The organism is Alloalcanivorax marinus (assembly GCF_016906305.1).
Classification (GTDB): Bacteria; Pseudomonadota; Gammaproteobacteria; order Pseudomonadales; family Alcanivoracaceae; genus Alloalcanivorax; species Alloalcanivorax marinus.
On the sequence record NZ_JADDOL010000029.1, the window covers coordinates 1 to 15077 of the forward strand.

The following is a 15077-nucleotide window of genomic DNA, read 5'->3' on the forward strand; positions in this document are numbered from 1 at the left end:
CAGGACGTTCGAAAGGGAGCCCCCAGGGACGGGTTCACGGCGTTCCCGGAAGGGCGCCGGCCGCGCCCGCGCACCCCTGGAACGGCACGATTTTGGCATCCCGATGTCTCTGTGACGGACATCGGATTTCCGTGAGCGGGCACCGTGGCCGGGGCATTTTTTCTTGCCCCGGCCGGGGGCGGTGCCTAGAATCAACTCAAAATTTCGCACGTATATCATTGTTATGAATAAATTTATGGGTTGCGCGATCTTGGGGATCGCGCTAATGGGGAGTGGCTGTGCCCTCTCCCCCTCGGGGAATGGACAACACCGCGACGACACACCGGACGTCACACAACTCCCGCCGATGCCGGCGGCGGAGCCCTCCCTGGAGGACCCGGGTCTGGCCAACGGCATGGACGAACCGGCGCCCCACGATCCCGACGGTGACCGGGCCACCAATCAGGATCTGTGGGACCGCATCCGCCGGGGCTACGCACTGAACCTGGACCAGGACAACCCGCGCGTCAGCGCCCAGCGCGACTGGTACGCCCGCCACCCTCAATACTTCACCCGCGTCACCACCCGTTCCGAACGCTACCTCCACTTCATCGTGGAAGAAGCGGAAGCCCGTGACATGCCGCTGGAACTGGTGCTGCTCCCGGTGGTGGAAAGCGCCTTCGATCCGTTCGCCTATTCCCACGGCCGCGCCGCCGGCCCCTGGCAGTTCATTCCCTCCACCGGCAAGTACTTCGGCCTGGACCAGACCTGGTGGTACGACAACCGTCGCGACATCGTGCGCTCCACCCGCGCCGCGCTGGACTATCTGCAGCAGCTGTCCGAACGCTTCGACGGCGACTGGCTGCTGGCCCTGGCCTCCTACAACGCCGGCGGCGGCACCGTGTCCCGGGCCCGGCGCCGCAATGAAGAGGCCGGCCTGCCGACGGATTTCTGGAATCTGGACCTGCCCAGCGAAACCACCGCCTACGTGCCCAAGCTGCTGGCGGTGGCGCAGATCGTCCGCACCCCGGAACGCTATGGCGTGACGCTGCACCCCATCGACGATCAGCCCTACTTCGCCAGCGTCGACGTGGGCGGCCAGATCGACCTGGCCCAGGCCGCCAGCCTGGCGGGCATCTCCACCGAGGAGCTGTACCTGCTCAATCCCGCCTTCAATCGCTGGGCCACCGCGCCCCATGGCACCACGGAACTGCTGGTGCCGGTGAGCGCCGCCGACACCTTTCGGGAGCGGGTGGCGGACCTGTCGCCGGAACAGCGGATGCGCTGGCTGCGTTACACCATCCGGCCGGGCGATTCGCTGATCGCCATCGCCCGACGGCACCGCACCACCCCGGCGGTGCTGCGCGACATCAACGATCTGCAGGGCAGCACCATCGTCGCCGGCCGCACCCTGCTGATTCCGGAACGGGCCGCCGCCAACGGCCGGCTCGCCGGCCAGACCGACCGGGCCGGCGGCGGCCGCCAGCGGGTCGATCACCGGGTGGCCTCCGGAGAGACCCTGTGGGCCCTGGCGCGCAGCTACGACGTGAGCGTGCGTGAGCTGGCGCGCTGGAACGACATGTCCCCCGGCGATCCGCTGCGCATCGGCCAGACCCTGGCGGTGTGGACCGAGGACGGCCCCGCCGCCAGCCGCGGCGCCGAGCGCCGCGACGAAATGATCCGCAAGGTGCGCTATTCGGTACGCCGGGGCGACTCCCTGTACGCCATCGCCAGCCGCTTCAATGTTTCGGTGAGCCAGATTCGCGACTGGAACAATGGCGTCAAGCAGCGCCGCTACCTGCAACCCGGCGACCGCCTGACCCTGTACGTGGATGTACGCCGCGCGCCCTGATCGGCGCGCCGCGAACTCCGCGGCCAAACGCGGCTCCAAGTCCGGGTATTTGGTGAAAATCGCGGCCTGGGCTATGGTGTCGCCACCGGCCCCTTTCTGGAGTCCACAATAACGATGACAGGCGCTATGCGGTCCTTTCTGTTTCTGGCGGTCCTTTTTCTGGCGGCACCGTTGCCCGAGGCGGTCCGGGCGGACACAACCACCGCCCATGCCATCGCCATGCACGGCAGCCCCAAGTACGGGCCCGGCTTCTCCCATTTCGATTACGTCAACGCGGACGCCCCCAAGGGCGGCGACCTGCGCCTGCACGAGCTGGGCGGCTTCGACAATTTCATGCCCTGGCTGCCGAAAGGCACCGCCGCCGCCGGCGCCGGCGAGTACCTGTTCGACACCCTGACCGTGCGCAGCCTGGACGAACCGTTCAGCGAGTACGGTCTGCTGGCGGAAACCATCGAGTGGCCGGAGGATCGCCGCTGGGTGACCTATACGCTGCGCAAGGAGGCCCGCTTCGCCGACGGCCAGCCGGTGCGCGCCGAGGACGTGGTGTGGACGTTCAAAACGCTGCGTGACGAAGGCGAGCCCTTCTATGCCTATTACTACGGCGACGTGGAAAAGGTGGAGGCGCTGTCCGAGCGCAAGGTGAAGTTCAGCTTCAAACCGGGCGACAACCGGGAGCTGGTGATGATCGTCGGCCAGTTGCCGGTGATGCCCAAGCATTACTGGAAGGACCGGGACTTCGCCGACGCCAGCCTGGAGCCGCCGCTGGGCTCCGGCCCCTACCGGGTGAAAAGCTTCAAACCCGGCAAGCGGGTGGTCTACGAACGCCGCGACGACTATTGGGCCAGGGACCTGCCGGTGATGCGCGGCCGCTACAATTTCGACCGCATCATCCACGAGTACTACCTGGATGAGACCGTGGCCCTGGAAGCGTTCAAACGCGGCGACTACGACTGGCGTACCGAAACCAACTCCAAGCTCTGGGCCACCGCCTATACCGGCGACGCCTTCACCGACGGCCGCCTGGTCACCGAGGAAGTGCAGCACAGCAACCCGGCGGGCATGCAGGGGTTCGTGTTCAACACCCGCCGGCCGGTGTTCCAGGACCCGGTGCTCCGTGAAGCCATCACCTACGCCTTTGATTTTGAGTGGTCCAACAAGAATCTGTTTTACGGGCAGTATCAGCGCACCCGCAGCTACTTCCAGAATTCCGACTTGGCCGCCGAGGGCCTGCCGGACCAGGACGAGCTGGCCCTGCTTGAACCCTTGAAGAAGGACCTGCCGCCCCGGGTGTTCACGGAGAGCTACCAGCCGCCCCGCTCCGACGGCTCCGGCCGGCCCCGCGAGAACCTGCGCCACGCCCATAAGCTGCTGATCGACGCCGGTTACCAGGTCAGGAACGGCAAGCTGCACACGCCGGACGGCCAGCCGGTGAACTTCGAATTTCTGCTTTACCGGCCGGCCTTTGAACGCATCGTGCTGCCGTTCGCGCGCAACCTGAAAACCCTGGGCATCGACGCCAATGTGGTGCGCGTGGACCAATCCCAGTTCGTGCAGCGCCTGCGCCGTTTCAACTTCGACATGATCGTCGGCGGCTGGGGCCAGTCCACCTCGCCGGGCAATGAGCAGCGCGGCTTCTGGAGCTGCGAAGCGGCGGAGCGGGAAAGCAGCCAGAACTATGCCGGGGTCTGCAATCCGGCGGTGGACGCCCTGGTCGACAAGGTGATCGCGGCCCAGAGCCGCGAGGCGCTGGTGACCCGCACCCGCGCCCTGGACCGGGCCCTGCAGTGGGGCTTCTATGTGGTGCCCAACTGGTACGCGCCCACCCACCGGTTCGCCTACCGGGCCGGCCTCGACCATGCGCCGCTGCCGGCCTATGTGCCGATCACCGGAGCGCTGGACCTCTGGTGGAATGAAAGCGCCCGCTGATGCTGGTCTATATTCTCAAACGGCTGGCGCTGATCATCCCGACCCTGTTCGGCATCCTGCTGCTGAATTTCGTGATCGTGCAGGCGGCCCCGGGCGGCCCGGTGGAGAAGGCGCTGGCCCAGCTGCAGGGGCTGGGGGGCGGGGGCGCCGGCGGCGGCTTTGCCGGCAGCACCGCCGACTTCGTCGGTTCCGGAGGCAGTGACTATCGGGGTTCCCGCGGGCTGCCTCCGGAACTGATCGAGCGCATCGAAAAGCTGTACGGCTTCGACAAGCCGGCGCCGGAGCGCTTCTGGCTGATGATCAAACGCTACCTGACCTTCGACTTCGGTGAATCCTATTACCGGGACCGGGCGGTGGGCGACCTGATTCTGGAGCGGCTGCCGGTGTCCATCTCGCTGGGCCTGTGGAGTACCCTGATCACCTATCTGGTGGCCATCCCCCTGGGCATCCGCAAGGCGGTGCGCGACGGCAGCCGCTTCGACGTCTGGACCAGCACCGCCATCGTGGTGGGTTATGCGATCCCCAGTTTCCTGATCGCCATTCTGCTGGTGGTGCTGTTCGCCGGCGGCTCCTATCTGGAATGGTTTCCACTACGGGGGCTCACCTCGGACGACTTCGAGCAACTGTCGGCGTTCGGCAAGGCGCTGGATTACCTGCACCACATCACCCTGCCCACCCTGGCCATCGTGGTCGGCAACTTCGCCACCCTGACCATGCTCACCAAGAATTCCTTCCTAGACGAAATCGGCAAACAGTACGTGCAGACCGCCCGCGCCAAGGGGCTGACCGAGAACCGGGTGCTCTACGGTCACGTGTTCCGCAACGCCATGCTGATCATCATCGCCGGCTTTCCGGCGGCCTTCGTGGGCATGTTCTTCACCGGCGTGCTGCTGATCGAGTACATCTTTTCCCTGGACGGCCTGGGCCTGCTCGGCTTCGAGTCGGTGATCAACCGGGATTACCCGGTGGTGTTCGGCACCCTGTTCATCTTTACCCTGCTGGGCATGCTGCTGAAGCTGGTGTCGGACCTCACCTACATGTGGGTGGACCCGCGCATCGATTTCGAGCGGAGGGCCCGCTGATGCGTACCGAGGCGATCTGGCACCGCCAGTGGCGGGCCTTCCGGCGCAACCGCCGGGGCCTGTGGTCGCTGTATCTGTTTCTGGTGCTGTTCGTGGTCAGCCTGGGCGCGGAGCTGGTGGCCAACGACAAGCCCATCGCGGTGCGCTACCAGGGTGAGCTGTACTGGCCGGTGTTCCAGGTCTACCCGGAAACCGCGTTCGGCGGCCTGTTCGAAACCGAAGCCAATTACCGCGACCCCTACGTGCGGGAGCTGATCGAAGAGGACGGCTGGATGCTGTGGCCGCCGATCCGCTACAGCTACGACACCATCAATTACGAACTCACGGTCCCGGCGCCGGCGCCGCCGTCGGCGGAAAACTGGCTGGGCACCGACGATCAGGGCCGGGACGTGCTGGCGCGGCTGATCTACGGGTTCCGACTGTCGGTGCTGTTCGGCCTGATCCTGACGGTGGCCTCCAGCGCCATCGGCATCGTGGTGGGCGCCCTGCAGGGCTATTACGGCGGCTGGCTGGATCTGGCCGGCCAGCGTTTCCTGGAAATCTGGTCGAGCATGCCGATCCTCTATCTGATCATCGTGATCTCCAGTTTCGTGGTGCCCGGCTTCTGGACGCTGCTGGTGATCATGCTGCTGTTTTCCTGGATGACCCTGGTGGACCTGGTGCGCGCCGAATTTCTGCGCGCGCGCAACCTGGACTATGTGCGCGCCGCCCAGGCGCTGGGCGTGCGCACGCCGGTGATCCTGTTCCGCCATATGCTGCCCAACGCCATGGTGGCCACCCTCACCTACCTGCCGTTCGTGCTCAACGCCTCGGTGATCCTGCTCACCTCCCTGGACTTTATCGGCTTCGGTCTGCCGCCGGGCGCGCCCTCCCTGGGCGAACTGCTGGGCCAGGGCAAGGCCAACCTGCACGCCCCCTGGCTGGGGCTGAGCGCCTTCGTCACCCTGGCGCTGATGCTGTCGCTGCTGGTGTTCGTGGGCGAAGCGGTGCGCGATGCCTTCGACCCGAGGAAATACCACGCCGACGCGGGAGAACGTCCATGAGCCTGCTGCGTCTCCGTGAACTGAGCGTCTGGTTCGACGACCCGGCGCGGCCGGCGGTGGACCGGGTCAGCCTGGACCTGGATGCCGGGCGCATGCTGGCGCTGGTGGGCGAATCCGGCTCCGGCAAATCGCTCACCGCCCTGTCGATTCTCGACCTGCTGCCCGGCGGCGCCCACCGCCGCGCCCGGGCCATCGAGCTGGACGGCGACAATGTGCTGGACTGGCCGGAATCCCGGCGGCGCGCCCTGCGCGGCGGCCGCATCGGCACCATCTTTCAGGAGCCGCTGACCGCGCTGAACCCGCTGCACCGGGTGGAAAAACAGATCGGCGAGGCGATCCGCGTCCATCAGAAACTGGGCGGCGCGGCGGTGCGCCGTCGCTGTCTGGAGCTGCTGGAGCAGGTGGACCTGCCCGCCTCCGAGGACATGCTGGCGCGCTATCCGCACCAGCTCAGTGGCGGCCAGCGCCAGCGGGTGATGATCGCCATGGCCCTGGCCAATGACCCACAACTGCTGATCGCCGACGAGCCCACCACCGCCCTGGACGTGACCATTCAGGAAACCATTCTGGAGCTGCTTAAACGGCTGCAGCGGGAACGTCATCTGGGCGTGCTGCTGATCAGTCACGACCTGGGCCTGGTGGGCCGGTTCGCGGAGGACGTGGCGGTGATGCATCAGGGGCGCGTGGTCGAGTACGGCGACACGGACCGGGTGCTGAATCGCCCGGAGCACGACTACACCCGCCATCTTCTGGCCGCCGAACCCGGCGGCCGCCCGCGACCCACGGCGACGGACGCGCCGGTGCTGTTACGCGCCGAGCAGCTGGAAATGCACTTCAGTGGCCGCCGGCGCGGCTGGCTCGGTGCCCGGGAAACGGTGGCGGCGGTGGACGGCGTGTCCTTTGATCTGCGTCGGGGCGAAACCCTGGGCGTGGTGGGCGAGTCCGGCTCCGGCAAGTCCACCCTGGCCCTGATTCTGCTGCGCCTGATCCGCGCCCGCGGCAAGGTGGTGCTGCTGGACCAGTCCCTGGACACGCTCAGCGGCCGGGCCCTGCGACCCTGGCGCAAGCACATGCAGGTGGTGTTCCAGGACCCCTACGGCAGCCTCAATCCACGCCTTACCGTGCATCAGGCGGTGGAAGAAGGGCTGCGTGTGCACCACAAGTCCCTGAATGCGGACCAGCGCGCGGAGCGGGTGCGCGCCCTGCTCGCCGAGGTGGGCCTGCCGGCGGACAGCGGCGATCGCTATCCCCATGAATTCTCCGGCGGCCAGCGCCAGCGCATCGCCATCGCGCGGGCGCTGATCCTGGAACCGGACCTGCTGATCCTCGATGAACCCACCTCCGCCCTGGACCGCAGCGTCCAGGCCCAGGTGCTGGCGCTGCTGAAAGACCTGCAGCAACGTCGCGGGCTCAGCTACCTGTTCATCAGCCACGACCTGAAAGTGGTGCGCGCCATCAGTCACCGCCTGCTGGTAATGCGGCACGGCAAGGTGATCGAGCACGGCGACACCGAACGGGTGTTCGAGGCGCCGGAGCAGGCCTACACCCGGCGTCTGATCGAGGCGGCCTTCAACCGCGACGGGAAACAAGCCGTTGCACAATAACCCCGCCGGCGTCTTTCACGGCCACCGTGATCGCCTATACTGGGCGCCGGAGTGACTATCTTTTTTGAGGACAGACCATGGGTTTTCTCGCAGGCAAGCGATACCTGATCGTGGGCATCGCCAGCGACCGTTCCATCGCCACCGGCATCGCCGACGCCATGTACCGTGAAGGCGCGGAACTGGCGTTTACCTACCAGAACGACAAGCTCAAGAGCCGGGTGACCAAGGTCGCCGAACGATGCGGCAGCAGCGAAGCGCTGTGCTTCCCCTGTGATGTGACCTCCGACGAGCAGATCCAGCAGGTGTTCAACGGTCTCGGCGAGCAATGGGACGGCCTGGACGGCGTGGTGCACGCGGTGGGCTTCGCCCCGGCCAGCGAACTGGACGGCAACTTCGCCGACGTGGCCACCCGCGAAGGCTTCCGCATGGCCCACGACATCTCCGCCTACAGCTTCGTGGCACTGGCCCAGGCCGCCCGCCCGATGATGGCCGGCCGCAACGGCTCCCTGCTCACCCTCACCTACCACGCCTCCCGGCAGACCGTGCCCAACTACAACGTGATGGGTCTGGCCAAGGCCAGCCTGGAAGCGTCCGTGCGTTACCTGGCCGCCAGCCTGGGCCCGGACGGCATCCGCGTGAACGGCATCTCCGCCGGCCCGATCCGCACCCTGGCCGCCTCCGGCATCAAGAAATTCCGCACCATGCTGGACTACAACGCCGCCAAGGCCCCGCTGCGCCGCAACGTGACCATCGAGGAAGTCGGTAACACCGCCGCCTTCCTGTGCTCGGACCTGGCCTCCGGCATCACCGCCGAAATCACCTACGTCGACGCCGGCGCCGCCACCGTCTCCATGCCCTTCGAAGAACCCGGCGAATAACCGGGGTCGGACCACGGCAACCCATTGATTCGAATAGGGTTGCCCCGGTTTTTGGGGGGAATCAAAGGCTTTAAATGGCCTTTTTCCCTCCCAAAAATCACCCTCCAGGAACCGCTTTCCTCGCCGGCCCATCCGCTAAAGGCCCTTTTTTCAGGCCAAAAAACCCATCCAAGCCCGGATTTCCAGGCCTGGATCGTCTCAAAGTATTGGTTTATCAATCAGTTAGCGTGGTCCGACCCCGGAGGGGGGCCGGAGGGCCCGCCCCGGGGGGCGGGTTGGGGTTATTGGGCGGCGTCGGTGTCCGCCAGGCGGTTGGGGTGCAGTTCCACGTCGAGGCTGTCGCGGAGGAAGGTCATGACCTGGCGGAAGGTGCGTTCGCCTTCCACGCGGGCCAGTTCCTGCAGCGCCTGTTGCTGCTGTTCGTCGGGCAGCGGGTCGGCGTTGCCGTCGGCCACGGCGGTGACCTGCAGGGCCACCAGGTCGCCGTTGCGCAGGTCCACGAAGCGGATGTCGCTGGCCTGGCCCTCGGCGGGACGGGGGGTTGCGAAGGCGGCGTCGCTGACCGCCATGTCCGGTTCCGCGGCGCCACGCTGAACGCCCTGCTCTTCTTCCACTTCGGTACCCAGCAGCGCGGCCAGGCGGTCCAGATCCGCATTCTCTTTCTCCACCGCGTCACGGGCTTGGGTGGCCAGTTCCTCGGCCCGGTCACGGGCTTTGTTGAGGCGCAGCTGGGCGCGAATGTCATCACTGACGTCGGCCAGGGGCAGCGGCTCCGGCTCTTCCACTTCCTGCAGACGCACCGCCGCGTAGCGATCACCGCCGAGCTCCAGCAGGTCGCTGTTGTGGCCCTGCTCGCGGACCGGGTCGCTGTTCAGGGCCTGGCGGACGCGGTCATTGTTGAGCGGCGCGGGCAGGTTCTGCAGGGACACCCAATCGGTGGTTTCCAGCGGCAGGTTCAATTGCTCGGCGGGCACTTCCAGGTTGGCGTGCTCGTAGATCAGTTCTTCCAGGGTCACCAGGTCCTCGGAGAGCAGGGCCTGGGACTGGGAGCGGCGCAGGTCGGCGGCGATGGCGTCGCGCATGTCGGCGAGCGGCGCCATTTCCGGTTTGCTCTCGCTTTCCAGCTTGAGCAGATGCACACCGGCGTCGGAGACCACCGGTTCGGATACCTGACCTACCTGCAGACCGTTGAGCGCGTCGTCCAGCGCTTCCGGCAGCGTGCCGGGCTCCACGGTGCCCAGTTCGCCGCCGCTGCCGGCGGTGGCGCGGTCATCGGAATAGTCACGGGCCACCTGGGCGAAGCTGGCGCCCTGCTCCAGGGCCTGGCGGGCTTCCCGGGCGCGCTCGATGGCCTGTTCCTCGTCGCGGTCGTCGTTGATGGCGATCAGCACATGGGCGACCTGACGACGGGTGGCGCCGTCCTGCTGCATCTGCCGGCGGGCCTCGTACTCCGCCTCGATCTGCTCGTCGCTGATGTCGACCCGGTCGCGGTAATGCTCCGGCGAGAGCACCAGGTACTGTACTTTCATCTGTTCCGGGCGCATGAAACTGTCCCGGTTCTCGTCGTAGTAGGCCTTGATTTCCTCGTCGCTGACCCGCGCCTCGCCGCGCAGCCGGTCCAGATCGAGCCGCACGTAACGAATGTCACGGCTCTGTTCGCCGAGCCGGCGCTGTTCGGCCAGTTCACCGGGCAGCGCGAAGTCGGTGGCGGCGAACGCCTGGCGATATTGCTGGCTGATGCGTTCCTGACGCAGCCCGTCCAGGTAGCCCTGCGGGGTCATGCCCTGGGAGCGCACCATCTGTTCGAAACGGGTTTCGGAGAAGCCGCCCTCGTCGGTGAAAGCGGGATTGGCGCGAATCATGCGCGCCGCCTGGGTGTCGCTGAACGCCATGTCGGCGTTGCGCGCGGCGGCGATCATCAGCTGTTCGTTGACGATGCCTTCGAGCACCATCTGCGGCCGGATGAAAGAGTCCAGCACGGATTCGTTGATGTCCGGGCTTTGCTGCCGCAGCATCTGACGCAGTTGCTGGGTACGCGAATTGACGTAGGCGCGGGTGATCTTGTTGCCCTCTACCTCCGCCACGGTGCTGTCACTGCCCCCACCGGTAAAGTAACCATAGAAACCGGAAATCACGAACGGAAGAATGATGGCGGCGAGCAGCACCTTGCCCACGGGCCCGCGGACGAACCGCCTGAACTCCTGCATGCTTTACTCCAAGGGATATCGTCTTTTTATCGTTAAAAATCGAACGGATCCAGAAAGCAAAAAAGCGTATCCGCCCTGGATACGCTTACTTCTGCTGGCGGAGCGGACGGGACTCGAACCCGCGACCCCCGGCGTGACAGGCCGGTATTCTAACCAGCTGAACTACCGCTCCTGGAACCTGTTCAGTTCACGGCGTCCTTCAGCGCTTTACCGGCTTTGAAGCCCGGTACCTTGGCGGCGGCGATCTTGATGGTTTCGCCGGTTTGCGGGTTGCGGCCCTCGCGAGCTGCCCGCTCTTTCACGGAGAAGGTGCCGAAGCCCACCAGGGAAACACTGTCACCTTTTTTCAGTGCGCCGGTCACGGCATCCAGAGTGGCATCCAGCGCACGGCCCGCGTCGGCCTTGGAAATGTCAGCGGCCGCAGCAATGGCATCGATCAGTTCGGATTTATTCACAAAATTCCCCTTTTCTCTTTCCCGGTTTTATGGTCGAGGCGCGATGCACTCTCCTTATGACGAAGCCGCCTTTATACCAACGGGTCCAGGGGGCGTCAAGAAAGGAAGAGCCTGTTCGCACCAGCTTTAACAAAGGTAAAAAACCTTTCCTATCAATGTTTTAAAAACGTCGGCAATGGTTACCGAAAGGTGCCGAGGCACCGCATTAGAAACGCCGCGTGGGCGGCGGTCAATGGGTGCTCGGCCGTTCGGATTCCTTTTGCGCTTTTTCTTCCGCCAGAGCGAGATCTTCTTCCACTTCGGCTTCACTCAGCGGCGTCGGCGTATGCGTCAACGCCACCTCGAGTACCTGGTCGATCCATTTCACCGGGCGGATGTCGAGAGCTTCCTTGATGTTCTCCGGAATTTCTTTTAAATCGCGCTCGTTTTCGTGTGGAATCAACACGGTTTTAATGCCACCGCGATGGGCGGCGAGCAGTTTTTCCTTGAGCCCGCCGATGGCCAGCACCTGGCCACGCAGGGTGATCTCGCCGGTCATGGCCACGTCGGCGCGCACCGGGATGCCAGTGAGCATGGAGACCATGGCGGTACACATGCCGATGCCGGCACTGGGGCCGTCCTTCGGCGTGGCACCCTCGGGCACGTGGATGTGCAGATCGTTCCGCTCCAGCTGACGGCGACGGATGCCCAGGTGACGGGCACGGCTCTTGACCACCGTCCAGGCCGCCTGAATCGATTCCTGCATCACGTCGCCCAGGGAGCCGGTGGTGGTGACGCGGCCCTTGCCCGGCGTGGAGACCCCTTCGATGGTGAGCAGTTCCCCGCCCACCGAGGTCCAGGCCAGACCGGTAACCTGCCCCACCTGATCCTGCTCTTCGGCACGGCCATAGCTGAACCGGCGCACGCCCAGATACTGCTCCACGCTTTCCGGATCCAGCTTGACCGGCGTGTCGTCCTTGGCCAGCAAATGTTCCTTCACGACTTTACGGCACACCTTGCTGACTTCCCGTTCCAGCCCGCGCACGCCGGCCTCCCGGGTGTAGTGACGGATCACGTGGCGCAGGGTGGCGTCGTCGAACACCACCTCGCCTTCCTTCAGGCCGTTGGACTTGATCTGTTTCGGGATCAGGTACTGGGCGGCGATGTTGACCTTCTCGTCCTCGGTGTAACCGGGCAGACGAATCACCTCCATGCGGTCCAGCAGCGGGCCGGGAATGTTCATGGAGTTGGAGGTGCACACGAACAGCGTTTCCGACAGGTCGTAGTCCACTTCCAGGTAGTGATCACTGAAGGTGTGGTTCTGCTCCGGGTCGAGCACTTCCAGCAACGCGGACGCCGGGTCCCCGCGCATGTCCATGCCCATCTTGTCCACCTCGTCGAGCAGGAACAGCGGGTTACGCACGCCCACCTTGGACAGTTTCTGAATCACCTTGCCCGGCAGCGAGCCGATGTAGGTACGACGGTGGCCACGAATTTCCGCTTCATCGCGCACGCCACCCAGGGCCATGCGCACGAACTTGCGATTGGTGGCCCGCGCCACGGACTGCCCCAGGGAGGTCTTGCCCACCCCGGGCGGCCCCACCAGACACAGCACCGGGCCTTTCACCTTGCCCACCCGGCTCTGCACGGCGAGAAATTCCAGGATCCGTTCCTTGACCTCTTCCAGCCCGTAATGATCCTCGTCCAGGATCTTCTTGGCGTGGGCGATGTCGTGGCGAACGCGGCTGCGTTTCTTCCACGGCACCGAGGTCATCCAGTCCAGATAGCTGCGCACCACCGTGGCCTCGGCGGACATCGGCGACATCATGCGCAGTTTGTTCAGTTCGTTCTTGGACTTTTCCTTGGCGTCCTTGGGCATGCCGGAGTCGTCGATCTTCTTCTCCAGATCCTCCAGCTCGTTGCCGCTTTCGTCCAGGTCACCGAGTTCCTTCTGAATCGCCTTCATCTGCTCGTTCAGATAGTACTCGCGCTGGCTCTTCTCCATCTGCTTCTTGACCCGGCCACGGATGCGCTTCTCGACCTTGAGCACGTCCATGTCGGATTCCATCAGCGCCACCAGATGCTCCACGCGCTCGCGCACGTCCACCATCTCCAGCACGTCCTGCTTCTCTTCCAGCTTCAGTTGCAGGTGCGCGGAAATGGTGTCGGCCAGACGGCTGATGTCATCGATGGAGGACACCGAATTCATGATCTCCGGCGCCACTTTCTTGGACAGCTTGACGTATTCCTCGAATTTGGCGAGCAGTGAACGGGACAGGGCTTCCTGCTCGCTGTCCGAGGGGGCCACGTCGTCCAGTTCGCGGACGTCGGCCACCGCGCCGTCGTCGTCGAAGCGGGCCTTGCTGAGGTGGCCACGACCACCGCCCTCCACCAGCACCTTCACGGTGCCGTCGGGCAGGCGCAGCATTTGCAGGATGGTGGACACGGTGCCCACCCGATAGATGTCCTTCTCGCCCGGATCGTCGTCGGACGCATTGCGCTGGGCCACCAGCATGATCTGCTTGTCGCTGGACATGGCCGCTTCCAGCGCGGCTATGGATTTTTCCCGTCCCACGAACAGCGGGATCACCATGTGCGGATACACCACCACGTCACGCAGTGGCAACAGCGGAATCTCTTTCAGCACGTATCGCCCCTAGGTTGGATGAGTCGGCTGTTGATGGGTCGGCCCCCGCGGGGGCCGTACGCCCGACTCAGTCGGGCGCCACTCTGGATTTCTGCTCGCTGTTCTCGTAGATCAGCAGCGGCTCGGACTCACCCTCGATGGTGGCGCTGTCGATGACCACCTTGGCGACGCCCTCCAGGGACGGCACCTGATACATGGTATCCAGCAGCACCGCTTCCAGGATCGAGCGCAGGCCGCGGGCGCCGGACTTGCGTTCCATGGCCTTGCGGGCCACGGCGCGCAGGGCGTCGTCGCGGAAATCCAGTTCCACCCCTTCCATTTCGAACAGGCGGGTGTACTGCTTGGTCAGGGCATTGCGCGGCTCGGTGAGAATCTGCACCAGCGCCTCCTCGGAGAGTTCCTCCAGGGTGGCGATCACCGGTAGCCGGCCGATGAATTCCGGAATCAGGCCGTATTTGACCAGGTCTTCCGGTTCCACGGTGGCCAGGGTCTGGCCCATGCTCAGCGCCGTGTCCTTGCTCTTCACCTCCGCGGAGAAGCCGATGCCGCCCTTCTCGGAACGGTCACGGATCACCTTGTCCAGCCCGGCGAAGGCGCCGCCGCAGATGAACAGAATGTTGGAGGTGTCCACCTGCAGGAATTCCTGCTGCGGGTGCTTGCGGCCGCCCTGGGGCGGCACCGAGGCCACGGTGCCCTCGATCAGCTTGAGCAGCGCCTGCTGCACGCCCTCGCCGCTCACATCACGGGTGATGGAGGGGTTGTCGGACTTGCGGGAGATTTTGTCGATCTCGTCGATGTAGACAATGCCGCGCTGGGCCTTGTCCACGTCGTAATCGCACTTCTGCAGCAGCTTCTGGATGATGTTTTCCACATCCTCGCCCACGTAACCCGCCTCGGTGAGCGTGGTGGCGTCGGCGATGGTGAACGGCACATTGAGCAGCCGCGCCAGGGTCTCGGCCAGCAGCGTCTTGCCGCTGCCGGTGGGCCCGATCAGCAAAATGTTGCTCTTGCCCAGTTCCACGTCGTCGCGGTTGCGCGATGATTTGGAGCCCAACCGCTTGTAGTGGTTGTACACCGCCACCGACAGCACCCGTTTGGCGCGTTCCTGACCAATCACGTAATCGTCCAGGGTGGTCTTGATTTCCTGCGGCTTGGGCAGGCGTTCATCGCCGCCGTCGCCGGACTCTTCCTGCACTTCCTCGCGGATGATGTCGTTGCACAGATCCACGCACTCGTCGCAGATAAAGACCGACGGGCCCGCGATCAGCTTGCGGACTTCATGCTGGCTCTTGCCGCAGAACGAGCAATACAGCAGTTTGCCGTCGTCGCCCTTTCCGGTGGTATCGGTCATCGAATCGCCTCAGAACCTGATGTTTCAGTTTGAAGATGCCGGGAGACACCGGCTTTTTCAAGCCCGGTGGCGCC

Annotated in this window: 10 protein-coding genes and 1 tRNA gene; 6 read left to right on the forward strand and 5 right to left on the reverse strand. The window is 65.0% G+C overall.

What is annotated here, in order from left to right; translation table 11 throughout:
* The first annotated feature begins 346 nt into the window (after positions 1-346).
* The 6 genes from IM760_RS17000 to IM760_RS17025 all read left to right on the forward strand — a co-directional run bounded on the left by IM760_RS17000 (position 347) and on the right by IM760_RS17025 (position 8364).
* Positions 347-1831: a LysM peptidoglycan-binding domain-containing protein gene (locus IM760_RS17000; protein WP_228234776.1), complete on the forward strand. Its 1485-nt coding sequence runs from the start codon at positions 347-349 to the stop codon at positions 1829-1831.
* 126 nt (positions 1832-1957) lie between these two features.
* Positions 1958-3757: an extracellular solute-binding protein gene (locus tag IM760_RS17005; protein WP_204431447.1), complete on the forward strand. Its 1800-nt coding sequence runs from the start codon at positions 1958-1960 to the stop codon at positions 3755-3757.
* Positions 3757-4839, forward strand: a complete 1083-nt coding sequence (locus IM760_RS17010) for a microcin C ABC transporter permease YejB (RefSeq protein WP_204431448.1) — start codon at positions 3757-3759, stop codon at positions 4837-4839. Before IM760_RS17005 ends, IM760_RS17010 begins: the two co-directional genes overlap by 1 nt.
* A complete protein-coding gene (locus tag IM760_RS17015; RefSeq protein ID WP_204431449.1) occupies positions 4839-5882 on the forward strand; it encodes an ABC transporter permease in 1044 nt (347 codons plus the stop codon). Before IM760_RS17010 ends, IM760_RS17015 begins: the two co-directional genes overlap by 1 nt.
* Positions 5879-7486 carry an ABC transporter ATP-binding protein gene (locus IM760_RS17020; protein ID WP_204431450.1) on the forward strand — a complete coding sequence of 536 codons (1608 nt, stop codon included), beginning with the start codon at positions 5879-5881 and terminating at the stop codon, positions 7484-7486. The genes IM760_RS17015 and IM760_RS17020 overlap by 4 nt, the downstream gene beginning before the upstream one ends.
* 77 nt (positions 7487-7563) lie before the next feature.
* On the forward strand, positions 7564-8364 hold the full coding sequence (locus IM760_RS17025) for an enoyl-ACP reductase FabI (protein ID WP_204431451.1): 801 nt from the start codon (positions 7564-7566) through the stop codon (positions 8362-8364).
* A gap of 281 nt (positions 8365-8645) precedes the next feature.
* On the opposite strand, the gene IM760_RS17030 is transcribed toward IM760_RS17025, so the two are convergent.
* From IM760_RS17030 to clpX, 5 genes are all read right to left on the reverse strand, one after another.
* Positions 8646-10571, reverse strand: coding sequence for a SurA N-terminal domain-containing protein (locus tag IM760_RS17030; RefSeq protein ID WP_204431452.1), 1926 nt, complete (start codon positions 10569-10571; stop codon positions 8646-8648).
* A gap of 95 nt (positions 10572-10666) precedes the next feature.
* Positions 10667-10743 (reverse strand) — tRNA-Asp (locus IM760_RS17035).
* A gap of 10 nt (positions 10744-10753) precedes the next feature.
* Positions 10754-11026: an HU family DNA-binding protein gene (locus tag IM760_RS17040; protein WP_138771382.1), complete on the reverse strand. Its 273-nt coding sequence runs from the start codon at positions 11024-11026 to the stop codon at positions 10754-10756.
* A 229-nt stretch (positions 11027-11255) separates the two neighbouring features.
* Positions 11256-13652 carry an endopeptidase La gene (lon, locus tag IM760_RS17045; RefSeq protein WP_204431453.1) on the reverse strand — a complete coding sequence of 799 codons (2397 nt, stop codon included), beginning with the start codon at positions 13650-13652 and terminating at the stop codon, positions 11256-11258.
* A 67-nt stretch (positions 13653-13719) separates the two neighbouring features.
* Entirely contained in the window at positions 13720-15003 is a 1284-nt protein-coding gene (clpX, locus tag IM760_RS17050) for an ATP-dependent Clp protease ATP-binding subunit ClpX (RefSeq protein ID WP_204431454.1), read from the reverse strand.
* Positions 15004-15077: the final 74 nt, after the last annotated feature.